Annotated in this window: 21 protein-coding genes, 1 tRNA gene and 1 pseudogene; 15 read left to right on the top strand and 8 right to left on the bottom strand. The window is 60.4% G+C overall.

The genetic code is table 11. The features are described from left to right. Positions 1–57 precede the first annotated feature (57 nt). From EL217_RS00240 to EL217_RS00220, 5 genes and pseudogenes are all read left to right on the top strand, one after another. A complete protein-coding gene (locus tag EL217_RS00240; protein ID WP_126317942.1) occupies positions 58–384 on the top strand; it encodes a heavy-metal-associated domain-containing protein in 327 nt (108 codons plus the stop codon). A gap of 51 nt (positions 385–435) precedes the next feature. Further along, complete coding sequence (locus EL217_RS00235; protein WP_126317940.1) at positions 436–2,670, top strand: copper-translocating P-type ATPase; 2,235 nt, start codon at positions 436–438, stop codon at positions 2,668–2,670. A 47-nt stretch (positions 2,671–2,717) separates the two neighbouring features. Then, positions 2,718–3,332 (top strand): YdhK family protein, encoded by a 615-nt coding sequence (locus EL217_RS00230; RefSeq protein WP_005276111.1) that lies wholly within the window; start codon positions 2,718–2,720, stop codon positions 3,330–3,332. Between the two features lie 267 nt (positions 3,333–3,599). Then, a pseudogene (locus EL217_RS00225) lies at positions 3,600–4,310 on the top strand (IS6 family transposase). A gap of 98 nt (positions 4,311–4,408) precedes the next feature. Next, positions 4,409–4,498, top strand: a complete 90-nt coding sequence (locus EL217_RS00220; protein WP_023016441.1) for a hypothetical protein — start codon at positions 4,409–4,411, stop codon at positions 4,496–4,498. Positions 4,499–4,802: 304 nt separating this feature from the next. Here the strand turns inward: EL217_RS00220 and EL217_RS00215 are convergent. After that, positions 4,803–4,887: transfer RNA gene (locus EL217_RS00215), tRNA-Leu, on the bottom strand. Positions 4,888–5,095: 208 nt separating this feature from the next. Between EL217_RS00215 and EL217_RS00210 the strand changes: the two genes are divergently transcribed. From EL217_RS00210 to crgA, 8 genes are all read left to right on the top strand, one after another. Next, on the top strand, positions 5,096–5,929 hold the full coding sequence (locus EL217_RS00210; RefSeq protein WP_005276103.1) for a DUF3662 and FHA domain-containing protein: 834 nt from the start codon (positions 5,096–5,098) through the stop codon (positions 5,927–5,929). A gap of 25 nt (positions 5,930–5,954) precedes the next feature. Next, positions 5,955–6,407, top strand: a complete 453-nt coding sequence (locus EL217_RS00205) for an FHA domain-containing protein FhaB/FipA (protein ID WP_005276102.1) — start codon at positions 5,955–5,957, stop codon at positions 6,405–6,407. Then, complete coding sequence (locus tag EL217_RS00200; protein WP_126317937.1) at positions 6,404–7,768, top strand: PP2C family protein-serine/threonine phosphatase; 1,365 nt, start codon at positions 6,404–6,406, stop codon at positions 7,766–7,768. The genes EL217_RS00205 and EL217_RS00200 overlap by 4 nt, the downstream gene beginning before the upstream one ends. 3 nt (positions 7,769–7,771) lie before the next feature. Then, positions 7,772–9,124, top strand: coding sequence for an FtsW/RodA/SpoVE family cell cycle protein (locus EL217_RS00195; RefSeq protein ID WP_005276093.1), 1,353 nt, complete (start codon positions 7,772–7,774; stop codon positions 9,122–9,124). After that, positions 9,121–10,551, top strand: a complete 1,431-nt coding sequence (locus EL217_RS00190) for a penicillin-binding transpeptidase domain-containing protein (protein ID WP_126317935.1) — start codon at positions 9,121–9,123, stop codon at positions 10,549–10,551. Before EL217_RS00195 ends, EL217_RS00190 begins: the two co-directional genes overlap by 4 nt. Beyond that, positions 10,551–12,050, top strand: coding sequence for a serine/threonine-protein kinase (locus EL217_RS00185; RefSeq protein ID WP_126317933.1), 1,500 nt, complete (start codon positions 10,551–10,553; stop codon positions 12,048–12,050). The genes EL217_RS00190 and EL217_RS00185 overlap by 1 nt, the downstream gene beginning before the upstream one ends. Positions 12,051–12,053: 3 nt before the next feature. Continuing rightward, positions 12,054–14,006, top strand: coding sequence for a Stk1 family PASTA domain-containing Ser/Thr kinase (pknB, locus tag EL217_RS00180; RefSeq protein ID WP_126317931.1), 1,953 nt, complete (start codon positions 12,054–12,056; stop codon positions 14,004–14,006). 70 nt (positions 14,007–14,076) lie between these two features. Then, on the top strand, positions 14,077–14,349 hold the full coding sequence (crgA, locus tag EL217_RS00175; protein WP_126317929.1) for a cell division protein CrgA: 273 nt from the start codon (positions 14,077–14,079) through the stop codon (positions 14,347–14,349). A 66-nt stretch (positions 14,350–14,415) separates the two neighbouring features. On the opposite strand, the gene nagE is transcribed toward crgA, so the two are convergent. From nagE to EL217_RS00160, 3 genes are read right to left on the bottom strand one after another with little or no spacing between them, the layout of a single operon-like run. Continuing rightward, entirely contained in the window at positions 14,416–16,503 is a 2,088-nt protein-coding gene (gene nagE, locus EL217_RS00170; protein WP_126319998.1) for an N-acetylglucosamine-specific PTS transporter subunit IIBC, read from the bottom strand. 57 nt (positions 16,504–16,560) lie between these two features. Continuing rightward, entirely contained in the window at positions 16,561–17,325 is a 765-nt protein-coding gene (gene nagB / locus EL217_RS00165; RefSeq protein WP_005276073.1) for a glucosamine-6-phosphate deaminase, read from the bottom strand. A gap of 10 nt (positions 17,326–17,335) precedes the next feature. After that, on the bottom strand, positions 17,336–18,511 hold the full coding sequence (locus EL217_RS00160) for an N-acetylglucosamine-6-phosphate deacetylase (protein ID WP_126317927.1): 1,176 nt from the start codon (positions 18,509–18,511) through the stop codon (positions 17,336–17,338). A gap of 223 nt (positions 18,512–18,734) precedes the next feature. Here EL217_RS00160 and EL217_RS00155 point away from each other — a divergent pair, with 223 nt between their 5' ends. Further along, positions 18,735–19,337, top strand: a complete 603-nt coding sequence (locus EL217_RS00155; RefSeq protein ID WP_126317925.1) for a DUF6518 family protein — start codon at positions 18,735–18,737, stop codon at positions 19,335–19,337. On the opposite strand, the gene EL217_RS00150 is transcribed toward EL217_RS00155, so the two are convergent. The 3 genes from EL217_RS00150 to EL217_RS00140 all read right to left on the bottom strand — a co-directional run bounded on the left by EL217_RS00150 (position 19,327) and on the right by EL217_RS00140 (position 22,324). Beyond that, positions 19,327–20,742 (bottom strand): phytoene desaturase family protein, encoded by a 1,416-nt coding sequence (locus tag EL217_RS00150; RefSeq protein WP_126317923.1) that lies wholly within the window; start codon positions 20,740–20,742, stop codon positions 19,327–19,329. The two genes, EL217_RS00155 and EL217_RS00150, sit on opposite strands and share 11 nt — an antisense overlap. A gap of 306 nt (positions 20,743–21,048) precedes the next feature. Further along, positions 21,049–21,696, bottom strand: a complete 648-nt coding sequence (locus EL217_RS00145; protein ID WP_126317921.1) for a rhomboid family intramembrane serine protease — start codon at positions 21,694–21,696, stop codon at positions 21,049–21,051. Positions 21,697–21,793: 97 nt separating this feature from the next. Next, entirely contained in the window at positions 21,794–22,324 is a 531-nt protein-coding gene (locus tag EL217_RS00140) for a peptidylprolyl isomerase (protein ID WP_005280498.1), read from the bottom strand. A 70-nt stretch (positions 22,325–22,394) separates the two neighbouring features. Here EL217_RS00140 and EL217_RS00135 point away from each other — a divergent pair, with 70 nt between their 5' ends. Continuing rightward, positions 22,395–23,060, top strand: coding sequence for an HAD family hydrolase (locus tag EL217_RS00135; protein WP_023029857.1), 666 nt, complete (start codon positions 22,395–22,397; stop codon positions 23,058–23,060). Here the strand turns inward: EL217_RS00135 and EL217_RS00130 are convergent. Beyond that, positions 23,020–24,657 carry a dihydroxyacetone kinase family protein gene (locus EL217_RS00130; RefSeq protein WP_126317919.1) on the bottom strand — a complete coding sequence of 546 codons (1,638 nt, stop codon included), beginning with the start codon at positions 24,655–24,657 and terminating at the stop codon, positions 23,020–23,022. The two genes, EL217_RS00135 and EL217_RS00130, sit on opposite strands and share 41 nt — an antisense overlap. Between the last annotated feature and the right edge of the window lie 82 nt (positions 24,658–24,739).

The raw sequence follows: 24,739 nt of genomic DNA, 5'->3' as shown, positions 1-24,739 counted from the left end.
GGGGTATATGCTAGAGAGTGGCATCGCCGCATCCCACCGACTCGTAGGAGCTTTCCCATGATCACCTCCCCGCCCCGCCTCTTGCCGATGGCCTCCCACGGCTGCAGCTGTTGCGGACCTGCCTCACGTGCCGACACCGCCTCCATCCCTGCCGCCAGCGACTCGTCAGCAGGAGGGTCCTCCCCTAGCTACCAGGCCACCGGCCTGACCTGCGGGCACTGCGCGAAAAGCGTGACCCAGGCCCTTCAGGCCCTCCCCCAAGTCGACGACGTCCAGATTGATCTCGCTGCTGGTGGAGTTTCCACCGTCACGGTCACCGGTGTCGTACCTCCGGAGATCGTTCGCCGGGCCATCGAGGAGGCTGGCTACACCGTCTTATCCTGATCAGTTTTACCCATCATCTCGACCCCGACCGGGTTGAGCGAAAGGAACGTCATGAGCACTCCCCACCATTCGGGTGATCACCATGGTGATCACCCCGCTCCGGAAACAGACCACACCCACCACCCGGATCATGCCAGCCACGAACACCACGCAGATGCCGACACCCACGGCCAGGCAATGCCCCACGATCACCCGCATTCCGCCCCGGACGAAGACCACCACGTTCATGGTCACGGCGAACACGCCGGACACAGCACCGCAATGTTTCGGGACCGCTTCTGGTGGTCGCTGATTCTGTCCATTCCCGTCGTTATTTTCAGCCCCATGGTCGCCCACCTGCTCAGCTACCACCTCCCGGCATTCCCCGGATCCACCTGGATCCCCCCGGTGCTGGGCACGATCATCTTCGTCTACGGCGGAACGCCTTTCCTCAAGGGCGGATGGAAAGAACTGAAATCCCGCCAACCCGGGATGATGCTCCTGATCGCCATGGCCATCACCGTGGCGTTTGTCGCCTCCTGGGTCACCACTCTGGGGCTGGGCGGTTTCGACCTGGACTTCTGGTGGGAGCTGGCCCTGCTGGTGACCATCATGCTGCTGGGCCACTGGCTGGAGATGTCCGCTCTCGGGGCCGCGTCCTCCGCACTTGACGCACTGGCCGCCCTGTTGCCGGATGAGGCCGAGAAAGTCATCGACGGGACCACCCACACCGTGGCCATCTCCGAGCTGGTCGTCGACGACGTCGTTCTGGTGAGGGCCGGTGCCCGGGTGCCGGCCGACGGAACCATCCTCGACGGAGCCGCCGAATTCGATGAGGCGATGATCACCGGCGAATCCCGTCCCGTCTTCCGCGACACCGGTGACAAGGTGGTCGCCGGTACTGTGGCCACCGACAACACCGTCCGCATCCGGGTGGAGGCTACCGGCGGGGACACCGCCCTGGCTGGGATCCAACGCATGGTTGCCGACGCCCAGGAGTCCTCCTCCCGGGCCCAGGCCCTGGCGGATCGGGCGGCGGCGTTGTTGTTCTGGTTCGCGCTGATCTCCGCTCTGATCACCGCGGTGGTGTGGACCATCATCGGCAGCCCGGACGATGCCGTGGTGCGCACGGTTACGGTGCTGGTCATCGCCTGTCCGCACGCCCTGGGCCTGGCGATTCCGCTGGTCATTGCGATCTCCAGCGAGCGGGCCGCGAAATCCGGGGTGCTCATCAAGGACCGGATGGCGCTCGAGCGGATGCGCACCATCGACGTGGTGCTCTTCGACAAAACCGGCACCCTGACCGAGGGTGCGCACGCGGTCACCGGTGTCGCGGCAGCTGTCGGCGTCACCGAGGACGAGCTACTGGCCCTGGCCGCCGCTGCGGAGGCCGACAGCGAGCACCCCGTGGCCCGCGCCATCGTGGCGGCCGCAGCCGCCCATCCCGAGGCCTCCCGTCGGCAAATCCGTGCAACTGGTTTCAACGCCGCCTCCGGCCGGGGAGTCCGGGCCACTGTCGATGGCGCTGAGATCCTCGTGGGCGGGCCGAACATGCTGCGCGAGTTCAACCTCACCACCCCGGCCGAGCTCACCGACACCACCAGTGCCTGGACCGGGCGTGGGGCCGGTGTGCTCCATATTGTCCGCGACGGTCAGATCATCGGTGCGGTGGCCGTCGAGGACAAGATCCGCCCCGAATCCCGCGCCGCTGTGAAAGCCCTGCAGGACCGCGGGGTGAAGGTCGCGATGATCACCGGCGACGCCCAGCAGGTCGCCCACGCCGTCGGTCAGGACCTAGGCATTGATGAGGTCTTCGCCGAGGTCCTGCCCCAGGACAAAGACACCAAGGTCACGCAGCTGCAGGACCGGGGTTTGAGCGTGGCCATGGTCGGTGACGGTGTCAATGACGCCCCCGCTCTGACCCGCGCGGACGTCGGTATCGCCATTGGTGCCGGCACGGATGTGGCCATGGAATCTGCCGGGGTGGTCCTAGCCAGTGATGACCCGCGGGCAGTGCTGTCGATGATTGAGCTGTCCCAGACCAGCTACCGCAAGATGATCCAGAACCTGATCTGGGCCTCTGGCTACAACATCCTCGCCGTGCCGCTGGCTGCCGGAGTGCTCGCCTCGATCGGGTTCGTGCTGTCCCCGGCCGTGGGCGCGATCTTGATGTCTGCCTCGACCATCGTGGTGGCCCTGAACGCCCAGCTGTTGCGCCGCATTGATCTGGAGCCGGCTCACCTGGCTCCGACCGACGGGAAGGAGGAACACAGTAGGTCGATATCCCCCGTAACCGTTACTGACTGACCTTGTCTCTCGACCCCTAACTCACACCACCTTTGAAAGGAACGCTCATGAAACGCAGCATTACCCTCGCCGCCTTGGTACTGACCTCCACCCTGGCGCTGACCGCCTGCAGCGACGCCACCGACAACTCCGACGATGCCGACACCACCAGCACCACGACGGCAACCGCAGAGACCAACGAGACCCACCAGGAAGACACCACCACTGCCGACGAAGAGCACGGCGGGCACGACCACCCTGCCGACGGCGGGGCACCGCCGGCAGGCATTGAAGAGGCCGAGGATCCCACGTACCCGGTGGGCACCGAGGTCATCCTCACCGCTGACCACATGCCCGGCATGGACGGGGCCACCGCCACCATTTCCGGGGCGTTTGACACCACGACCTATTCGGTCAGCTACACCCCCGCCGAGGGTGGGGCCCCGGTTACCGACCACCGCTGGGTCGTCCATGAGGAGCTCGTCGATCCGGGTCAGGCCCCCCTGCCCGACGGGGCGAGCGTTGTCCTGGATGCCGAGCACATGTCCGGCATGAAGGGTGCTGAGGCCACCATCGATTACTCCACCGAGGAGACGGTCTACATGGTTGATCTCACCGTCGACGGGATGACGATGACCAACCACAAGTGGGTCACCGAGAGCGAGATCCAACCCGCCGAATAGTCCACCCACCCTGAACCGCGAGACCAGACAAGGCACCCGCTCCAGAGTCGGTCATCAATCGCTGCCGACCATGCCGCAGCACACCAGCCACACACGGAACCTGCACGCCCACAGGGCCCACGCTGAGGTAGACCTTCTGTGTCACTGCTTCTCTTAGTCAGGGAAATATGCCCTGGAATGACCCTGGTGACAGGAGTTCATTCCAGGGCTTTGGGTGCTGTTGCAAAGTTGGGGCAGTAGGAAGGGCGACGTGAACTAATCACAGCCATGGGTATTTTCTCGGGTCGTCATTTCCCCCGTGACATTATTCTGTGGGCAGTGGGTGGTACTGCCGCTACGGGGTGAGCTACCGCGCTCTGGAGGAAATGATGACTTCAGCGGGGCGTGCCGGTCGATCACACCACGATCTACCGCTGGGTCTAGAAATACGCCCCTGAGCTGGACAAGCAAACACGGTGGTACCGGCAGGTACCTGACTGGCAAGCTAGTTCCTGGCGGGTGGATGAGACCTATATCCGGGTCGGCGGCAGGTGGTGCTAGCTCTATCGGGCGATCACCGCCGGTGGCCAGACCTTGGAGTTTTACCTCTCTTCGAATCGGAACGTGGCCGCAGCGAAGTGTTTCCTGGCCAAGGCCGTCAGATCCAATGCGTCAGCCGGGTATCCCAGAGTGATCAACGCCGATAAATCACCCTCCCTAGCCAGGGCAATCGCCGAGTTGAAGTCAGAGGGAATCTGCCCGCCAACAGTGGAACACCGGCAGGTGAAATACCTCAACAACATCCTGGAAGGCGACCATGGTCGGCTGAAGCGGATTCTCGGGCCGAAAGGCGCGTTTAAGAACCGGATATCTGCATATCGGACGTTGAAAGGGATGGAGGCGATGCACTCATTGCGGAAAGGGCTAGGCGCGATGTTTGCCTACGGGCAACCGAACCCGGACGCGGTGATCGTCAACCGGGTCTTCGAGACGGCCTAACAACGCCCACACGCAGCGGCCGTCAGGGAATGAGAAACTGAGTCTTCGCTGCTCTCCGCCCAACTTTGCAACAGCACCAATCAAAAGGAGTCCAAATTGTGCAGCCACCCGACGATGACGTCTTCGGCCGCACCTTCGTAGTTGCCGACCCTGATGGAAACCTGTTCCGCGTCAGCCCAGTCGTTTAATTCTTAAATTGGGATTCAACAACTAGGAAATCCTCCAACAGCCCAAGGAAAACATCTCAGTTGGAGGATTCCAATTTCCCCGAAGCGGGAGCTAAAGCCAGAACGTCAGATCAAAATAACAAGCAAAATGACTTGTTGACACCATCGAAAACAAGAGTTCGACAGAAGAGAGCGGGAGTTAGGATGTAAATTCCCACACTTGCAATCCTCAACCGCCAAAGTTCAGAAAAACAAAGAAACCGAAGGTCACGAACCCTTTCGAGTTTGTTACCTCCGGTCTCGCAGTTTGTTCAACTGCTCATTGTGCCCGGGGCGGGACTTGAACCCGCACGTCCTTATCGAACACTGGCACCTGAAGCCAGCGCGTCTGCCAATTCCGCCACCCGGGCAGGGTGTGGTTGTCAGTGCGACTAGATAAAGATAGCACAGGAAGCACATGCAATTACAAATCAGCAGGAAAAGCGGATTATTTTGCGCATTTAAAGGCGAAAATCTAGGAACTTTCGCGCCGCCGTCTACGTTTGAAAGGGGTGTACAAACTATAATGGCTACTACTGATCACTACTGATCGCTGTATAGCGGAAAGGAGCAAAATTCGTGGCGTTTTTAGAAAGGCTGGCGAAGCTCGATTCCGCTATGCAACGCGGCCTTGATAACGGCATGGCTTTTGTCTTCGGCGGCAAGGTCGTTCCTGCAGAGATTGATGAGCTTTTGAAGCAAGAAGCCCAGGACAATCTCGGCCACGGGGACGATGACAAACTCTATAGTCCCAATGTCATGACTGTAGGTGTCTCCTCCAAGGATTTGGAGAACTTGTCGCAAGACCCCGATTTGCCTGCCGATTGCGCAGACCAATTATCTCGCTTTATCCGCAATAACGGATGGTCCCTCGCTGGTCCCGTCATTGTGCGGATTGCGGAGGAATCGGGCCTGCGCACGGGCCAGCTTCGTGTGTCCTCGTTTATAGATCACGAGCCCACAGAAGAGACCGGTTTCGAGGCGATTTTCCACGACTTTGATGGTCAGGAGGACCAGATGACCAACCCGCACGAAAATAATGCGGATGACGCAGCTACTACCGCTTTCATTGCGCAAGATGACCAACCCGCGCCGCAAACGCAGGGCCCCGCAGTCAATTTGATGTTGCAGGATGGCTCTTCCCGCGTCTATCACGTGCAGGAAGGGTCAAATATTATTGGCCGCAGCAATGATGCAGATTTGCGCCTGCCGGATACGGGCGTGTCCCGCCAGCACGCGGAAATCACGTGGAACGGCGAAGATGCCGTGTTGGTGGATTTGCAGTCCACCAATGGCACCACAGTCAATGACACTCCTATTGATAACTGGCTGCTTGCCGATGGCGATGTGATCACCATGGGCCATTCCCACGTCGAGGTCCGCATTACGGGCCTTGATTCGCATAGTTACTAATTCACACTGAGGAAGGGAGGCCGCCATGGATGCAGTCATCATGCTGGCGCTTCGCATCGGCTTATTGGCTCTTTTGTGGGTATTTGTCCTGGTGGCCTTGAATGCCATGCGGCGGGATACCAATAAATCCGCAGGTGCTATGCCACAGCCGTCAAAAATGGGTGCGTCCCCGCGCAGTCATGCTGCGGTGAAGCAGCTTTCTATTGTGGAGGGTCCCTTGCAGGGATCCCACATGAATTTGGGCACGCTCGAGGAATGTACCTTGGGACGTGCCGCCGACTGTGATTTTGTCACTGGGGATGATTACTCCTCCGGCCATCATGCACGCCTATTTCGCCGCGGCAGCGAGTGGGTAGTGGAGGATTTGGAATCTCGCAACGGAACCCTCGTCAATGGTGTGCGCATCGACCAACCTGAGGTAGTCGGCGCGAACTCCGAAATTAAGCTAGGCCGCACTACCGTGAGGTTGAACGCATGACACTGAAGCTAAACTTTTTTGCCAAGTCGGACCGCGGGCTTATCCGCGGAAATAATGAGGACTCCGGATACGCCGGATCCCACCTGCTGATTTTGGCCGATGGCATGGGCGGGCATGCCGCGGGTGAGGTCGCCTCCCAACTCATGGTCAACCACCTCGAAATCTTGGATCAGGATCCGGGTAAGGAGGACACGGAGACGCTCCTTGCAGCTGCTGCCGATGACGCCAATGAAGCCATCAGCGAGCACGTCACCGCCCACCCGGAGACCGAGGGCATGGGCACGACGCTGTCCACGATGCTGTTCAATGGCACCACCTTTGGTGTTTGCCATGTGGGCGATTCGCGCGCTTATTTGCTGCGCGATGGCAAGCTCGAGCAAATCACCAAGGACGATACCTATGTGCAGTCCTTGGTGGATAAGGGCGAGCTGGCTGCAGAAGATGTTTCTTCCCACCCACAAAAGTCCCTCATCTTGAAGGCCTATACCGGCCGTGCGGTGGAGCCGACGCTCTTTACATTCGAGGCCAAGGCGGGTGACCGCATCCTGCTGTGCTCGGATGGACTGTCTGACCCGGTTACGGCTTCCACTATTGAAACCGCCCTTGGCCAGGGAAGCATCGAACAGGCGGGCTCCACCCTCGTGGATCTCGCCATACGTTCGGGCGGACCAGACAATGTCACGGTCGTCATCGGTGAGGTTACGGAAGAAAAGCCCGCCACCCACGAGCCTTTCCGCGTTGGCGCGCTGGCGGGTTCGGTAGAAGAGCCCACTCACCCGGATTCTTCTGCGTCACGCGCCGCCAAACTCACCCGTAAACCGCAGGTGATCCCGCCGGCCGTCATGGCCGATGAAGACAACGCGGCCAAGGACTCCGATGAGGAAGAGGCAGAAGACGAGCCCTCTCGACGAAAAATCGGGTGGAAAGTCCTCATCGCCCTCATCATCATCTTGGCGCTCGTTATCGGCGCAGGGCTGTGGGTAAAGAATTTCTTGTCCAATAACTATTACGCCGAGACCAACGACGCACAAGAGATCACCATCCTCAAAGGCGCGGACTATTCCGTATTTGGCAAGGATTTAAGCTCCACGCACCAATACGTGTGCATTAATGACAAGAACTCCTTGCTGTTTTCTGCGCAGAAGTGCAAGGGAGACTTCACCCCGTTGAAGGTCTCTGACCTGCCCGAGTCTGAGCGTGGCGCGGTCAACCACATTTCCGCCGGTGATCTGAGCAAGGTTCAGGATCAGATTAATGACCTGGGTGAAAAGGCACTCAAGCCATGTATCACTGCACCGAGCCAAAAAGACAATAAAGACACCAAGGAAAACAAACCTGGGGTCACTTGTAGGGAGGTGTAGCTGATGCAGAAGTTTTTTAGCCGAAGAATCGAACTCGGCCTCCTTATTCTCGCCGCGGCTGTCTTTGCCATTACCTTGGTCAGTTTGGAGCTGTCGCAAGATAATGCGCTTACGACGGACCTGATCTACCTCATCGGTGGATTCATTGGTGTCTTTACCATTGCGCACTTGGCAATGTGCTTCTTGGCGCCCTACGCGGACCAGATCATGTTGCCTATCGTGGCCATCCTTAATGGCATTGGGCTTATCGTTTTGGCCCGCCTGGATTTGGTCAATGATCGGGGTCTCGCGGTCCGCCAGGTCATGTGGACCGTCGTTGGCTTGGTGCTCTTTGTGCTGGTCCTGGCGGTTGTCAAGGACCATCGCTCTCTCACCCGCTACTCCTATATCTTGGGCGCAGCCGGCCTCGTGCTGTTGGCGCTGCCGTTGGTGTGGCCACAACCTGATGGCGTTGAGGCGCGCATTTGGCTGAACTTCGGGCCATTTTCCATCCAGCCGGGTGAGTTCTCCAAGATCATGCTGATCTTATTCTTTGCCATGCTGCTAACGCAGAAGCGATCCCTTTTTACCGTGGCTGGCTATCGTTTCTTGGGAATTTCTCTGCCCCGCTTGCGCGACCTCGCCCCCATTCTCATCGTGTGGGCCATTGCCATCATCATCATGGGCATTTCCAATGACTTTGGTCCGGCACTGCTGCTCTTCAGCACGGTGCTGGGCATGCTATTTATGGCTACTGGCAGGGTTAGTTGGCTATTTATTGGCCTCGTCCTCGTCGGTATCGGTGGCTTTGGCATTTACCAGGTATCCGAAAAAATCCAGCAGCGTTTTTCCAACTTCATGGATCCGCTGGCCAACTACGACAACACCGGCTACCAATTGGCCCAGTCCCTTTTTGGTATGTCCTCTGGCGGTATTTCCGGCAGCGGCTTGGGCCAAGGCCACCCCGAATTGGTGCCGGTGGCACACTCTGACTTCATCCTCGCCGCTATCGGTGAGGAATTGGGCCTGATTGGCCTAGCTGCCGTTTTGGTCCTCTTTGGCATGTTGGTGACCCGCGGATTCAATACCGCGTTGCGTACCCGCGATACGTACGGCAAACTGGTCGCTTCAGGCCTTTCTCTTACTTTGGCGGTACAGGTCTTCGTCGTCACCGGTGGCATTTCCGCCCTGCTGCCGATGACCGGCTTGACCACTCCTTTCATGTCCGCCGGTGGTTCCTCTCTCATGGCTAACTATGTACTGTTGGCGATTTTGCTGCGGATCTCTAACGCGGCACGCCGACCCATGCAGGAGAACTCGAGCAATGCTCCGAGTGACACCTCCATGTTCCCGTCGGTTCAGGAGGCTTACCGATGAACAAATCCATCCGCCTAGTGTCCCTATTTGCCATCGTCTTGACCGCAATCCTGTTGGTGAACCTGACGGTGATTCAGGCATTTTCGGACGATAAATACGCGCATAATGCTAAGAACTCGCGCGGGTTTATTGAGTTGCAGACCACCCCGCGCGGCCAGATCTATTCCGGCAATACGGTGCTGGCGCAATCTACGGAAAACCCGGATGAGACCTACTCCCGGTCTTATCCCATCGATTCGCCTGCTTTTGGCAATATCACCGGATATTTGTCCAGCCAATTCGGCGCCTCGGAATTGGAATCCTCGCAAAATGACATTCTCAATGGCACGGATGATTCCCTGTTCAAGCAGCACTGGCTGGATACCATCGCGAATAAGCCCACCCAGGGCGCCAATGTAGAGGTCACCATCGACCCAGCCTTGCAGCAGGCCGCGTATGACCAGTTGGCGGGTCCGGGATACGAAGGTTCGGCGGTTGCCATCCAGCCATCGACGGGCAAGATTCTGGCCATGGCCTCCAACCCGGGCTTTAACCCGAATTCACTGGTCGGCGAGTCCGCCGATGAGGCCTGGACGGGCTTGCAGGAGCAAGCGGGCCAGCCACTGGTCAATCACGCAGCGGCGGATACCTTGCCACCGGGATCTATTTTCAAGATCATTACGACTGCGGCCGGATTGAATAATGGATTCAATCCCTCGTCGAGCCTGACCGGTGCCAACGTGATTACCCTGCCGGATGCCGTCACGGAGCTGACCAACTACGGCAATGAGAAATGCAACGGCCAGGATTCAGTGACCCTGCAGACCGCCTTTGCGCTGTCGTGCAATACCGCATTTGTGCAGATGTCTGAGCAGATTGGCGCGGATGAGCTGCGCAAGTACGCGGAGGGTTTCGGAATCGGCAAGAAATACGATCTGGGCGTCTCTTCCTCCGCTGGTACCTTGGGTGACCTGCCGGATGGTGCGGCGACGGCGCAATCGGCCATCGGCCAGCGCGATGTCACCATGAGCGCGTTGCAGGCGGCAGTCATGGCCGGCACCGTGGCCAATAAGGGCACGCGCATGGAGCCTTACCTGGTCAATCGCATTACCGATGCCCAGATGAAGGAGATCCGCACCACCAAGCCCAAGAAGGGCGGCGAGGCCGTGACGGAAGATACCGCATCGACCATTAAGGACTTGATGTTTGCCTCCGAGCGTTCTTCGTGGGGCTACGACGGCAATGGCTTTGCATCCAAGACCGGTACCGCCGAGCACGGCGAAGGCTTGGCTCCGCACGTGTGGTACGTGGCCTTTGACCCGGACCGCGATATTGCCGTCGGGGTCGTCGTCAAGAACGGCGGTAACTTGGGCGAATCCGCAACGGGCGGCAGAGTCTCTGGCCCAATTGGTCGTGCTATCTTGAGCGCATACCAGGGGGAGCAGTAATGAAGAATACCGAGAATAAGGACCATCTCCAGGAACTTATCGGCAGCGACTACGAGCTGCAGTGGATCATTGGCCACGGCGGCATGTCCACGGTGTGGCTTGCCGATGACACTCGCAATGACCGCGAAGTAGCCATCAAGGTTTTACGGCCGGAATTTTCCGATAACCAGGAATTCCTCTCCCGCTTCCGCAATGAAGCGGAATCGGCCGAATCTATCCAGTCCGATAACGTGGTGGCCACGTATGACTACCGCGAGCTGGAAGATAATGGCCGCAAATTCTGCTTCATGGCCTTGGAATACGTGCGGGGCGAATCCCTCGCGGACCTGCTCGCGCGCGAGAACACCTTGCAGGAAGAACTCGCGCTGGACGTGCTTGAGCAGGCGGGCCACGGCCTGTCCATAATCCACCGGATGGGCTTGGTGCACCGCGATATTAAGCCCGGCAACCTGATGATTACCCAGAATGGGCAGGTAAAGATCACGGACTTTGGCATCGCCAAGGCGGCTGCCTCGGTACCGCTCACGCGCACCGGCATGGTGGTGGGTACCGCCCAGTACGTTTCACCTGAGCAAGCGCAGGGCAAGGAGGTCACCCCTGCCTCGGATATCTATTCGCTCGGCGTCGTAGGCTACGAGATGCTCGGCGGCAAGCGCCCCTTTTCGGGCGATTCCTCCGTGTCCATCGCCCTTGCCCACATCAACCAAGAGCCTGAACCGCTGTCGACCACGATTAGCGCCCCGGCGCGCGAGCTCATCCGCATCGCGCTGCGCAAGGATCCCAATACCCGCTATGCCGATGGCAATGAATTTACGGTCGCGGTATCCGATGTGCGCCTGGGCAAGCGCCCACCGCAGCCCAAGTCCATTCCGCCCCACCAGCAGGCTCCAGAGCCTTCGCCCTCGGCATCGACGGAGATGCTTGCCGATGTCGCCCAGCCCACCACCATTCATCCGGCGGCGGGGACGCCAGCTCCACAGCGCAAGGCAGCACCAGCCCCGGACAATGATTCGAAGGGCGGGAAGTCTTTCCTCAAGGGCCTGGGAATCGTCGCGGCCATCGCCCTGCTTGCCGCAGCCGGCTACGCCATCATGAACCTCATGAGTAGCGAGGGCGGCGATAGCGAGCCTTCGTCTACCCAGGAAACTTCCGTGGTCACCGAATACCGGGATCCCACGACCACGCAGGTAGAAACCCTGGAGGAAGAAGATACTAATGAGACGCCGCAGGAGGTGACGGTAACGGAGACGGAGCCTACGGATCGGGAGGGCAACCAAGCGCCGCGCGATAATCACCGGCAGCCGCAGACCCCGAACCAGCAGGCCCCGACGCGAAACCAGCAGGCCCCGAATACCCCGACGCAACAGCGTCAGCCCCAGCAGCGCCAGCCGCAGGAGACGCACGTCGAAAATACACCTGAGCAGAAAAACACAGTAAACTCACAGCCCGATGAACTCCCTGGGGATTTATCTGACCTATTAAGACAGGATGGTGACTAAGCCATGGTCAATGACCGGTACCGGCTCGGTGAGATCATCGGCTCCGGCGGCATGTCCGAGGTATTTGCCGCAGAGGACACCACTTTAGGCCGGCAAGTTGCGGTAAAAATGCTGCGCACGGAGATGGCTCGCGATATCAACTTCCGCGAGCGCTTCTACCGCGAGGCGCAGAACTCGGGCAGGCTCAACCATCCCAATATCGTCGCGGTCTATGACACCGGCGAGACCGAGATGGACGGCATGACCATCCCGTATATCGTCATGGAGAAGGTCAACGGGGCCACGCTGCGCGATATTATTCGCGAAGATGGCCCGCTGCCTGCCCAAGAGGCGGCGGAGATCCTCAAGCCGGTCGCGGAGGCCTTGCAGGCATCCCATGAGGCGGGAATCATTCACCGCGATATCAAACCGGCGAATATCATGCTCACCAACACCGGCCAAGTGAAGGTGATGGACTTTGGCATCGCCCGTGCGTTGGATGATTCGACCTCGGCGATGACCCAAACTTCTGCCGTTATCGGTACCGCCCAGTACCTTTCCCCGGAGCAGGCGCGCGGCAAGAACGCCGATGCGCGTTCTGATGTCTATGCGCTGGGCTGCGTCATGTACGAGGTACTCACCGGCCGCACCCCGTTCGAAGGCGAAACCCCCTTTGCCGTGGCTTACCAGCATGTGCAGGAAGAACCGACCCCGCCTTCGGAGCTTATCGATGACCCCTCGTTGACCCCCACCCAGCGGGTCAATATCGATGCGGTGGTACTGACCGCAATGGCCAAGCACCCCGCGGACCGCTACCAGTCCGCCTGGGAGATGGCCGGCGATTTGGACCGCCTGCGCACGGGCCAAGTCACCGAGGCCGCCCGCATGCACGTCAACGAGGACGATGCCACGACGGCGATGCCCGCGCCGGCCACCGCTACTGCTACATCCCACCGGGCACCGATCGAATCGACGCGTCCTACCGGAGCACCCGAAGAAGATGAAGGCGGCGGCTGGATGAAGTGGCTCGCGCTGCTTCTCGTCGCGCTGTTGGTCGCCATCTTGGGCTATTTTGCCTGGGATTTCTGGAGCAGCGACGATGAAAAGAATAGGGACGGCCGGAACCAAACCGAGGTAGCGGAACACAATAGCGTCATCGTGCCGGAGGTAGAAAACCGCCCGCGCAATGAAGTGGTCAAAGAGCTCGAGGACTTGGGACTTCTCGTTACCGTAAACGAAGAGGCTAACCCGGATATCGATCGCAATAAGGCGATTCGCATCAATCCGGCCCCGGGTTCGGAATTGCAGAAGAACGCCTCGGTGACCTTGACCGTTTCTTCCGGCAAGGAGATCATCGATGTCCCGGATATCACCGGCATGAACTTGGATCAGGCCGCGCAGGTCTTGGAAGAGGCAGGCCTGGAGCTGAACTCCGATATTTCCGAGCGCAACGATGAGGCCCCCGCCGGCGAGGTAATCCAGCAGAACCCCGCGGGTGGTACGCAATTGTCCAAGGGCTCGAAGGTCCGGGTGACGGTGTCTAAGGGCATCGAAAAGAAGCGCGTTCCTGATGTTTCCGGCTTGAACGAGGAGGATGCGCGCAGCCGACTCGAAGCCAGTGACTTCGACGTCAATGTCCGCGAAGTCGATTCCCTAGAGCCGGAAGGCACCGTGCTGAACGTCTCCAACCAGGGCGCGCAGCTGGAAAAGGGCCAGACTGTCACCATTGAGGTATCCAATGGGATGCTCATGAAGGCACCCGAGGTCATGCACAAGAATCAAGGACAAGCCGAGAATGCCCTGCGCCAGGCGGGCTGGAATGGCCAGCTGCGCGTGGGCGAGCCAATTCCTACCGGCGCCTTGGTCGATAGCAATAAGATCGGTTGGGCATCCATCAATCCTGGCGATACCATCCGCAAGGATCAGGACGTGGAGGTTCGCATCTGGAAATTCGAAGCCTCGGCGCTACTGCCGTAACCACCGCTGCTGGTATCGTAATTCATCAGTAAGCACTGAGATAAGAACTGAAATCTAGAGAAGGTCTCTTATGCCAAAGTCAAAGATCACCCAGAGCTCTGCCACCCAGGTATCGAGCTCTGCCGGGGCGAACCGCACCCCGGTCAAAATCAACTCCGAAGGCACCCCGAAGTGGTACGTGGCCATCATGCTTGGCCTGATGGTCCTCGGCCTGCTGTGGCTCGTGGTCAATTACCTCGCCGGTGAATCCATCCCGTTCATGGCGGAGCTCGACGGTTGGAACTACGGCATCGGCTTCGGCCTCGCCCTCATTGGTTTGCTCATGACCATGGGCTGGCGCTAGACCGCCGCCAAAAAGAAACCCTCGCCGCCACCGCAAGGTGACCGCGAGGGTTTCCGTGCTTAGGCCTTAGTGTTCAGCCGGGCGCACACGGGCAACAGAGACACTCTGGTCAGCGCGGCCCTCGTGTTCGATATCCACTCCAGCAATCTGCTTTCCCGTGGGGCAGACCACCGGGGTAATCAGGTTGATGCCGCGTTCGCGCAGCTTCTCTGACTCCACAGCGATGATGGGGGTCCCGGCGCGGACGACATCGCCCTTGGCCGCGAGCTTGGTAAAGCCCTCTCCCTTCAGTTCAACGGTATCGATGCCGATGTGAATGAGCAGGTCGAGGCCCTCTTCGGTCCGCATGCCGAAGGCATGGCCGGTCTTAAAGACCATGGTGATGGTGCCATCAACTGGGGCACAGACATCGAAGGCATCGATCACGGTAGGAATAACGGCAAAGCCTTCGCCCACCATGCCTTGGGCAAAGGACTCATCGGGGACCTCAGAAAGCGGCACGACGGTTCCCTCGAACGGGGCGTGGAGCTGAATATCGGTGCCGATCTTCTCCGCCGGGCGAGCCTCTTCGCTGGGCTTCGCCGACTTCGTAGCTACCGAGGCGGAGCCGGTGCGCAGTTGGTGGTTGACCTCATCAAACATGAACTGCACGGAGGGGCCCACGATGACCTGCACGTTCTTTTCGGAAGGGTGGATGACGCCGGAAATCCCGGCGCGCTTGATAGTGGGGTCATCGACAAGCGCGCGATCCTTTACACCCACGCGCAGGCGGGTGGTGCAGTAATCCAAGGAATCGATATTGTCCTTGCCGCCGAGACCCTCGATGATGCGGGAGGCGGACGCGGCAGTCTTGTCATCGCCCGTGGCGGCATCGTCGTCTTCAGGGGCGTCCTCTTCATCGCCGCGGCCTGGGGTCTTCAGGTTAAACCAGCCGATGAGGTAGTAGAAGATAACGAAATACAGGGCGAAGAAGATAACGCCCATAATTAGGAGCATGTACCACTTATTGGCCAGCGGGTTTTGCGAGGACAACAACATATCCACAAAACCTGCGGAGAAGCCGAATCCCGCGGTCCATTCCATCGCGGAGGCGATAAAGACCGACAGGCCCGTCAGCAGCGCGTGCACCACATAAAGCAGCGGGGCGACGAACATAAAGGAGAATTCCAGCGGCTCGGTCACGCCGGTGAAGAAGGAGGCTAGGGCGCCGGCGGCCATGAGGGAGCCGATGACCTTGCGGCGGCCCTTATCCGCGCGCAGGTACATGGCCAGGGCGGCACCTGGCAGGCCGAACATCATGATTGGGAAGAATCCGGCCTGGTAGCGTCCAACCACTCCGTCCACGGTGCATTGTCCGTTTTCCCAAATACCAGGGCACTCTGCGGCGGAGGTAGCCGCGGCGGCCGCGTCGATAGTGGATTGGCCGGATTGGAAGTTACCGATGTCGTTAATACCAATAACGTCGAACCAGAACACGGAGTTCAGTGCGTGGTGCAGACCCGTCGGAATGAGCAGGCGGTTGGCCACGCCGTAGATGCCCGCACCCGCAGCACCGAGGCCCTGGATGGAGGTACCGAAGTTGAAGAGCGCGTGGTAAATGAAGGGCCATACGAAGTAGAGGATGGCGGAAACCACGATGGCGAAAAGCGCAGTGAGGATGGGGACGAGGCGGCGGCCAGAGAAGAAGGCCAGGAAGTCCGGCAGCTTAGTGCCATGGAAGCGGTTATAGACCATCGCCGCCATGATGCCTGCAAGGATGCCGAAAAGAACGTTGCCGTCACCGACTGCATTCCAACCTTCAGCCGCCCATTCGACGGCTTCGTCGCCCGTAAGAGCCTCGGGATCTTCGATGCCGCGATAGCCGGCCACCGCGTCGGGGCCCAAGAGCTTCATGAAGGTGGCATACGCCAGGAAACCGGACAGTGCGGAGGCACCATTGGAGTCTTTGGCCAGGCCAAAGGCGATGGCAACGGCGAAGATCCAGCCCAGATTATCCAGCACGGCACCGCCGGAGCTGACCAGCAGCTGCGCGACAACGTTATCCTGGCCGGCAACGCTGGCTATCCAGTAGCCAACGCCGCCGAGGATCGCCGCGACAGGCAGTACTGCCACGGCGCCCATCAGCGCCTTTCCGAGCCGCTGCAGCGGCCCCATAATATTGAGTTTCACGAGAGGAGTCCTTTCAAAGGTGTAAAGAGGTAAAAGAGGGCTTCAGTGCGGACGGTGCTCATCCACAAAGCGGTAGTACTCGTAATCTTCCAACTGGGAAGCCGCGTCTTCATCGAGAATCACCGTGGCCCGTGGGTGTAGCTGGAGGACCGAGGCCGGGCAGTGCGCGGACAGCGGGCCCTCCACCATGTCGCGGACCGCGCTGGATTTTTCGGTCCCAGTGGCCAGCAGCAATAGGTGACGGGCCTCGCTGATGGTGCCGAGCCCCTGGGTCAGCGCATAGCGAGGAACACTGTCCGTGTTCTCGAAGAAGCGGGCATTATCCTGCACCGTCCGCGGGTGCAGCGTTTCCAGGCGCGTGCGCGATTGCAAGGAGCTGGAGGGCTCATTAAAGCCGATGTGCCCATTGCCACCGATGCCCAGCAGCTGGATATCGATGCCGCCAGCATGGCGAATGGCCTGGTCATAGGCGGCTGCGGCGCGGTCCGAGTCCGCGGCATCGCCCTCGGGGCTCTGCACTAACTCATCGATGAAGTCGACGTGACTGGTAAATACGCGGCGGATGGTGGAGTAATACGACTGCTCATGGGAGCGAGCCAGCCCCACGTATTCATCGAGGAGGAAGGCTCGGCTGCGAGCGAAACTCACCTCTTGGCGCTCGTAGCGGGCGGTGAGTTCTTGATACATCGCTACCGGAGTAGAACCCGTGGCCAGGCCCAAGGTGGCCCCGGCGTTGGCATAGCGGACGAAGATATCGGCGGCGGCAATAGCCACCTCTGCTGGTGTGGAACGAATGAGGATGTCCATGCAGTATTTCCTAACGTGAATCAGTATCTGTCGCGGCGGTGATGTCAATGCCATCAGCGATGACGCGCATGGGCTCGAAGTGCGCATTCAGGCCCACGAGGTTGGCGCGCTTGCCGGGAGCCAAACGCCCTATGTCCTTATCCCCCAGTACGTCCGCGGCCGTGGTGGAGGTAAACCGAACCGCCTCCTCTGCGCCGTGGCGCGCGGCAAAACGCGCAAATTGCTGCGCCAAGGTGGAGGTTCCACCGGCGATGGCGCCACTGTCCACCCGCGCCACGCCATCGGTCACGGTAACGGGCAGGGAGCCCAGCTCATAGGAGCCATCGGCCATGCCGGCAGCGGCCATTGCATCGGTGACGGCAAAGGCGCGGCGGTTATAGGCCATGTCTACGGTGCCATCGGCAAGATGCACGCCATCGGCAATAAGCTCTACCCCCGCATCGCCGGCCTTCGAGCCGGTGAGTAGGGCGGCCACCGTGCCAGGGTTGCGGTGGTGGATGGGCGGCATGGCGTTGAAAAGGTGGGTGCCGGTCACGGTAACGCCCAAGTCTTGTGCCTGCTCCATCACCCGCAGCGTGGTCTCATAATCGGCTTCGGTATGGCCCAGGCTGGCGATAATATCGTGCTCGGCGCAGACCTCAAGGAGCTCTGCAGCGGCCGGGGTTTCTGGGGCGAAGGTAATGGACCGCAGGTGGCCGCGGGCGGCATCGATCACCGCGCGGAAAAAGTCTGGGTCTCCCGGCACGATGCGCGATGGATCCTGCGCGCCACACTTGGCCGCGGCGATGAATGGACCTTCCATGTGGATGCCGGCGATGTCCCCTTCTTCTGCCAGCGTGGCAAGCAGCTCCGCCCGCGCGCACAGCTCCGCTTGCGTTCCAGAAACCATGCTGGCTATCAGCGTGGTGGTGCCGTGGGCGCGATGAAATCGCGCGGCGGCGCGGCACTGGTCATAATCACCATTGGGAAAGCTTCCCCCATTGCCGCCGTGATTGTGCAAGTCCACAAAACCTGGGACCCACAGCAAAACGTTTGGGTCACCGGATTGCCAGGCCGCGTGCGCTGCGGGGACATCACCAAACGAGATGTCTTCAATGCGCCCGCCAAAGTTCAGCGCACCAGCGCGCAGCTCGACGTTCTCGTCGATGTACAGGCCTTCTACGCGGCCCTTCGTCTGTGTCTGCATATTTCGTTCACTTTTCTGTTGTGTGGGCAGGCACCGTCCCATAAACGCGCCGATATCCCAGCGCAGCACTATGTTATAACCTATTGGTACCATAAGCCGTTGTCAATGGGGTCACTTTCAGTTTTTAATGTGAGATTGTCACCTTCACTAGGTTAGGGTTATTGCAGCCCCTCACCAGTCCGTGCCCCGGACATGGCGGGATCCTCATCTCAAGGAGCACACCATGACCAGTCGTTCACCCGCACCGCCGCGGCACCGGTCCCAGTACGTTCTCTTGGCCGGCTTAGCCGTCTCGGTGGCCTATGCCGTCGTCCATATCGCGTTTTCTGATCCCGCCCTGATCGAAGGCACCGCCCCCGCGCGCCTGTCCTTACGCAATTACCTTGGCCCAGTGCTCGGCTCTGGCATGGTGTGGGCGCTATTTGCCTACCTCATGGGCAAGGCGTGCGCCCACCGGTGGACCACGGCCTTTTTCGCAGGAGCCGGCATACTCCTGCTCATGTTGGCGGTGCACTACGGGCTGCTTTCCGCCTTTGGTATCTACAACTGGCAGACGGCGTTTTTAGCTAATGGCGCGTGGTTCCTCTTTGCCCTTATCGCCGGGCCACTTTTCGGCGTGGCGGGGGCATTTTCCCACAGGTTGGGCTGGCTAGATTACGTCGCCGTGCTCGGTTTCGTACTGGAGCCACTGGTTACTGGGCTTATCCCAGGCAATAGTATCGAGCCGCAGACCACGACCACCCCCGGATATCTTGCCGCGATAACGCTGTGGATGATCGGTGCGGTATTCCTCTACTGCGAACGCCGCGCGCCCATTAAGGCGTAGCCGCACTTTCAGCGGCCCACCACCCGGGCATGCCATGGGCGCCGGCCCCGGGCGCGGCGGACCCCGATGCCATGAATACTCCCGGCGCGAGCCGGTGCGGGTGCGCGGAAAGGCGCGGGCGCAGCACGGTCTGCAGGCCGGTCATGGCGCCACCGGCGATATCGCCACCCACGAGGTTGGGGTTCCAGCGCTCTAGGTCAGCCGGGCTCGTCGCGCGGGTGGCCAGGATGGTATCGCGAAAACCGGGTGCGAAACGCTCGATCTGCCGCGCAATGAGGCCGGTCACCTCCCCCGGATAGCACTCCTCATAACCGTGTGGCACGTGCGCGTAGGTCCACAGCACCAGCCCGCGCGACGGGTCGGCCACGTACTGTTGACACACCATGACCAGGGGATTTACGGGCATGCGGCGCTTGCCGATGTCCCTTTCCGCCCCACTGATCTCCTCCACGCTGCCGCCTACGTGGACGGTGCCGGCTTGGCCCACGCGGGGATCGGCCCACGGCACGGGTTCGCTTAGGTGAAAGTCCACCTTGTACACCGCGCTGCCATAGCGCCACCGCCGCAGGTTTCGTCGAGTCCGTGCAGGAAGGTCGAGCCCGCCCAGCCTAAGGATCTGGCGCGGGGTGAGATTGAGGATAAGGGCATCCGCGCGGGGCAGGCTGCGCACATCCGTGATGTCGGCGCCGGTGTAGATGCGGGCGTTGTGGGAGCGGAGGAGGGAGACGAGGGCATCGGCAAGCGCCTGCGTACCGCCTTCTACCACCGGCCAGCCGCGGGTCATGCCGAGCGCGCCAAAGAGCAGGCCGAATGCGGAGGTAAAAGCCCTGGTAGGCGAGGTAATGGCGTGTACCGCGCTACCGGCGAATAAGGCGCGGGCCTGCGGGGAAGAAAACGCCGCCCGCGCGAGCGCGCTCGCCGGAAGCACGCCCGGCGCGCCGAATTGCGCCAGGCGCACCGGATGCTCGGGCCAGCGCACCAGCGGGGTGAGCGCGTTATTCACGTGTGCGTCGATATTGCGCACCACGTGGCCGTGCAGGCGGGTCCACGCCCGGGCATCGGTGCCGAGCCCCGCAGCGGTTTCCTCGAGGGAATTGTGGAGAATGCCCGCCGGCGCGCTCTCCAGTGGATGGGCCATGGGATAGCGCGCATGGCGCCAGCGCAGGCCGTGGGATTCCAGATCGAGTGCGCGGAAGGCCGGGCTCGCGATACCAAAGGGGTGGCCGGCCGCGCCAAGATCGACGATGGTGCCCGGGAAGATCTCCGTCGACGATGCCGCCGCCCCACCCGGGTGACTGGCGCGCTCATACACATCCACGCGCCAACCGGCCGTGGCGAGGCGGGCCGCGGCGGTGAGCCCATTGGGCCCTGCGCCGACGATCACAGCGTGCGGTTGTTTATCCACAGTCCTCCTTGTGCAGGTCAGTGGCCCCAATTTACCAATTCGCCCACACGATGGGTACAAAGTTATCCACAGGCTGTGGAAGAAACCTGTGGAATATTTATTTCACAGACTTATCCCCACCCTGTGGATAAGTGTTTTCACGGGCTTCTACAGGTGATTTTTCGGCCGCCGATACCGCTATAACCTGTGTGATCAGGGAAAACTCCGGAAAAGCGTTCGGTAAATTACAAGAATGTTGTTATCCACAATGTGGATAACTATTGTGGATTTCTTTCGCACACCCATTCCGGTGATCAAATTCCACAGTTATCCCCAAACCCCAGCTCGCAGGGCCAATAACACAATGATGACCGCACCGGTAAGAGCGACACCCGCCCAGCGCACGGATTTATTTCGATGAAAGAGGAAGAAGCTCAAGACAATGCCGGTGCACAACCCACCCAGGTGGCCCCACAGGGAGACTCCCTCCGCGACGAAGGTATAGCCCACATTGACCAATACGAGGACGATGGGCGCGCGCAAGTCCATCCCGCGTTGCCGGAAGACGCCCACCAGCATGCCCATCAGGGCAAAGATCGCCCCGGAGGCGCCTACCGTGGGCGTGCCAAAATCGAACCACAGCACCATGGCGGAAGCGCCCAAACAAGAAACTAGGTACGCGGCAATGTATAGCCCGGTATCTAAGGCGCGCTCTACTTCCCTACCGATGAGCAGGAGCATCACCATATTGACCGCGAGGTGCCCGCCGTCCAAGTGCATGAATTCCGAGGACAGCGCCGTTAGCGGCGCATCGGCGTACTGCGGCCCCCACAAGGCCCAGTCTTGGCTCAGCGTGGAGAGAAAGAAGGTCTCGCCCAACGTTCGAGCTTGTACCGCGGTAATCGACCACACGATGATGCAGATCGCGGCAATGGTCGAGGTAACGGGGGCGGTGCGCAAATAATTTTTCACCATGGCGTAGAAGCTGACCCTTTGTTGGCATTCGGATAAAACTAAACGAACCCGGCACCACAGGAAGGAGTGTGGTGCCGGGCGCGGTGCGAGAAAACGCTTAGGCGATATCGATGGACTCGATGACAACGTCCTCATGCGGACGGTCCATCCGGTCGGTGTCGACCTTGCCAATCTTGGAGACGACTTCCTGCGAAGCCGGGTCCGTAACCTCACCGAAGATGGTGTGGTGGTTGTTCAGGTGCGGGGTCGGCGCCACGGTGATGAAGAACTGGGAACCGTTGGTGCCTGGGCCAGCATTGGCCATGGCCAGCAGGAATGGGCGGTCGAACTGCAGCTCTGGGTGGAACTCGTCCTGGAACTGGTAGCCCGGGCCACCGCGGCCGGTGCCGGTGGGGTCGCCGCCCTGGATCATGAAGTTATCGATGATGCGGTGGAAGATGGCGCCATCGTAGAACGGGCCGGACTGCTCGCCCTTTGCGTTCTGGGTGGAGTAGTCCTTTTCGCCCTTGGCCAAACCGATGAAGTTTTCAACGGTTACCGGTGCGTGGTTACCGAAGAGATCGATAACAATATCGCCGTAGTTGGTATGCATCGTTGCAGTTGCGGTCTTCTGAGTCATGCCAGCCATTGTAAAGAATTTACTTCCTCTCCGCTGTGCAAGACATAACGCTCTCAGCGATCGCGCTATCGTTATCCTTATGATTCGCGCGTTGCTCTTCGATCTCGATGACACCCTGATGGATCACACCGCCGCAGCGCGGGCCGGCGTAGATGAATGGTGCCGGCAGCGCGGGCTAGATACTGGGCAGCACCAGCGTTTTGCCGCCATTGAACGCAAGTGGTTTACCGCCTATGAGCGCGGCGAGGTCTCCCACCAAGGCCAGCGCATCGCCCGTTGCCGCGAATTTTTGGGCGAGGACATGGACGATGCCGCAGCCCTTGCCGCCTACGACGGCTACTTAGCCGCCTATCAGAGCCAGTGGCGCGCCTTTGCCGATGCCCGCCCCACCCTCGAGTGGGCGCTCGCATCCGGCTTCCGGGTGGGCATCCTTACCAATGGCCAGCGCGAGATGCAGCAGGCAAAACTGGAGGCGGGAGGCCTCGCGCTTGTCGATGTCCCCCTTATCCCCACCGTCGAACTCGGCTACCCCAAACCGCAGCGCCAGGCCTACCTGGCCGCCTGCGATCGGCTCGATGTCACGCCCACGGAAACACTGATGGTGGGCGACTCACTGGAAAATGACGTACTCGGTGCGCGCAGGGCGGGCCTGCGCGCTGTGTACCTCGACAGGTCCGGAAAGGGAGAGGGCGATGTGTCTTCCCTTAGTCAGCTGACAAAGCTTGTCCCCCAAATAGCCAGCTAACCACGAGGGCACCGGGATCGATGACTCCCTTGCTGCGATCGCCCAGGTAGGACGCGCGCCCCTTCTTGGCGGCGATCTTTCCGGTTTCTTCCACGCCCTCGCGAGCGGCCTCGTACAGGGCCTGGAGCGTTTGCTCGTCTGGGCGCTCCGCGCCGATTTCTTGCGCCTTCTCCGCGGCCGGAATGAGCGCATCGAGCATGGTGCAATCCCCGCGCTGCGCGCCGCCCAGTTCTTGAATGAACTCCGCCGCGCTACTTAATCCTTCCGCTAAGGTCTCCGCGCGGGCCATGTCGTTGAAGAAGCTGCCGAAGACCGCGCCCGAGGTTCCGCCCGCCAGGACGAGGAAGCGCTTGGCCAAGCCGGTGAAAATCTCATCATCCGCGCCGCGCAGCGGCAATTCAATACTTTCAAGCGCCGCCTCCATATTGGTGCCGAAGTCCCCATCGCCGGCCTTGCGGTCAAGCTCGGTCAACTCCTCGATGGAAGATTGCACGCGGTCAACGAAGTCACTCAACCACTGGTTCTCTTCGCCCTCGGTAGGCAATTCATCTTCAAAGGTAATCCGCGCCGATTCCACCTGCTTGGTACCGCCCAAGGTATGGGGCCAGGCGGGGGCTGAAGTTGGGGCATCGATAAGCTCAAGCAGCTCATCGTCCGCCTTGAGCAGCGTGATGGATACGCCGTGCATATTGACCGCGGTGACGAAGTTGCCCACCATGGAGCGCACTACCGTAATTCCTTTTTCCGCCAGCTGCGCGGATGCCTCGCCGAAGACAAGGCTCAGCTCCAAAGGCGTGGTGCCGCCCAGGCCATTGACTAGGCACACCACCTCGTCGCCGCTGCTGATGTCGAGGGCCGCACCCAGCTTTTCCAGCACGGTAGCCACGATGGCATGGGCATTATCGACCTTTTCCGTGTGCGTGCCGGGCTCGCCGTGGATGCCCACGCCGACTTCCATGTGCCCGTCGTCCAGATCAAAGGTTTCGCGCCCCGTGGTGGGCAAAAAGCCGGATCCCAGCGCCACGGACATGCTGCGGGAATTATCTGCGGTACGTTCCGCAAGCTCGGTAACCTTATCCAGGTCATCGCCGCGATACGCCGCGGCACCGGCCGCCTTTTCCACCAGGATCGTAGCACCCGTACCGCGCCGACCGGGGCCCTCGCCGGTGCCTTCGGTAGCAATATCATCGGCAACCAAGACGGAACGCGTATCTACGGCCTCCGCCGCGTTGCGGGCCACGGTGAAGTTCATGACATCGCCGGTGTAGTTCTTCACAATGTGCAGCACTCCCCTGCCCTGGTCGGCCCACTGCGTGGCTTCGCTGACCTGGACCGCATTCGGGGAGGTAAAAAGCAGGCCCGGGCAGGCTGCGGCGAGCATGCCTTGCCCAATGAAGCCGGCGTGCATGGGCTCGTGGCCGGATCCGCCACCGGAGATGACCGCGACCGCCGGTTTATCATCGGCCGTGCGCAGCGGGGTGCTGCGCCCGATGAAGCCCGCATCGTGCCAGGTGGCATCGGGATGCTGGGCGATGAACCCGGCCAGGGAATCAGACAGGAAGGATTCTTGGCTATTGCGAAATGCTGAGTGCTTCATAGCGCCCACGGTAATCCGGATCCGGCCATAGCGTCACGGGTGGGTACAAGATCACGAAAACGCTATGCAGACCGGCTGCATA

Source organism: Corynebacterium segmentosum, from assembly GCF_900637825.1.
Lineage (GTDB): Bacteria > Actinomycetota > Actinomycetes > Mycobacteriales > Mycobacteriaceae > Corynebacterium > Corynebacterium accolens.
This window is presented reverse-complemented; position numbering and strand designations above follow the sequence as displayed.

Bases quoted from the DNA above. Each gene is read 5' to 3' on its own strand.
- EL217_RS00240 (WP_126317942.1), top strand. From the start codon at position 58: ATGATCACCTCCCCGCCCCGCCTCTTGCCGATGGCCTCCCACGGCTGC.
- EL217_RS00235 (WP_126317940.1), top strand. From the start codon at position 436: ATGAGCACTCCCCACCATTCGGGTGATCACCATGGTGATCACCCCGCT.
- EL217_RS00230 (WP_005276111.1), top strand. From the start codon at position 2,718: ATGAAACGCAGCATTACCCTCGCCGCCTTGGTACTGACCTCCACCCTG.
- EL217_RS00205 (WP_005276102.1), top strand. From the start codon at position 5,955: ATGGATGCAGTCATCATGCTGGCGCTTCGCATCGGCTTATTGGCTCTT.
- EL217_RS00200 (WP_126317937.1), top strand. From the start codon at position 6,404: ATGACACTGAAGCTAAACTTTTTTGCCAAGTCGGACCGCGGGCTTATC.
- EL217_RS00195 (WP_005276093.1), top strand. From the start codon at position 7,772: ATGCAGAAGTTTTTTAGCCGAAGAATCGAACTCGGCCTCCTTATTCTC.
- EL217_RS00190 (WP_126317935.1), top strand. From the start codon at position 9,121: ATGAACAAATCCATCCGCCTAGTGTCCCTATTTGCCATCGTCTTGACC.
- EL217_RS00185 (WP_126317933.1), top strand. From the start codon at position 10,551: ATGAAGAATACCGAGAATAAGGACCATCTCCAGGAACTTATCGGCAGC.
- pknB (WP_126317931.1), top strand. From the start codon at position 12,054: ATGGTCAATGACCGGTACCGGCTCGGTGAGATCATCGGCTCCGGCGGC.
- crgA (WP_126317929.1), top strand. From the start codon at position 14,077: ATGCCAAAGTCAAAGATCACCCAGAGCTCTGCCACCCAGGTATCGAGC.
- nagE (WP_126319998.1), bottom strand. From the start codon at position 16,503: ATGGGGCCGCTGCAGCGGCTCGGAAAGGCGCTGATGGGCGCCGTGGCA.
- nagB (WP_005276073.1), bottom strand. From the start codon at position 17,325: ATGGACATCCTCATTCGTTCCACACCAGCAGAGGTGGCTATTGCCGCC.
- EL217_RS00160 (WP_126317927.1), bottom strand. From the start codon at position 18,511: ATGCAGACACAGACGAAGGGCCGCGTAGAAGGCCTGTACATCGACGAG.
- EL217_RS00155 (WP_126317925.1), top strand. From the start codon at position 18,735: ATGACCAGTCGTTCACCCGCACCGCCGCGGCACCGGTCCCAGTACGTT.
- EL217_RS00145 (WP_126317921.1), bottom strand. From the start codon at position 21,696: ATGGTGAAAAATTATTTGCGCACCGCCCCCGTTACCTCGACCATTGCC.
- EL217_RS00140 (WP_005280498.1), bottom strand. From the start codon at position 22,324: ATGGCTGGCATGACTCAGAAGACCGCAACTGCAACGATGCATACCAAC.
- EL217_RS00135 (WP_023029857.1), top strand. From the start codon at position 22,395: ATGATTCGCGCGTTGCTCTTCGATCTCGATGACACCCTGATGGATCAC.
- EL217_RS00130 (WP_126317919.1), bottom strand. From the start codon at position 24,657: ATGAAGCACTCAGCATTTCGCAATAGCCAAGAATCCTTCCTGTCTGAT.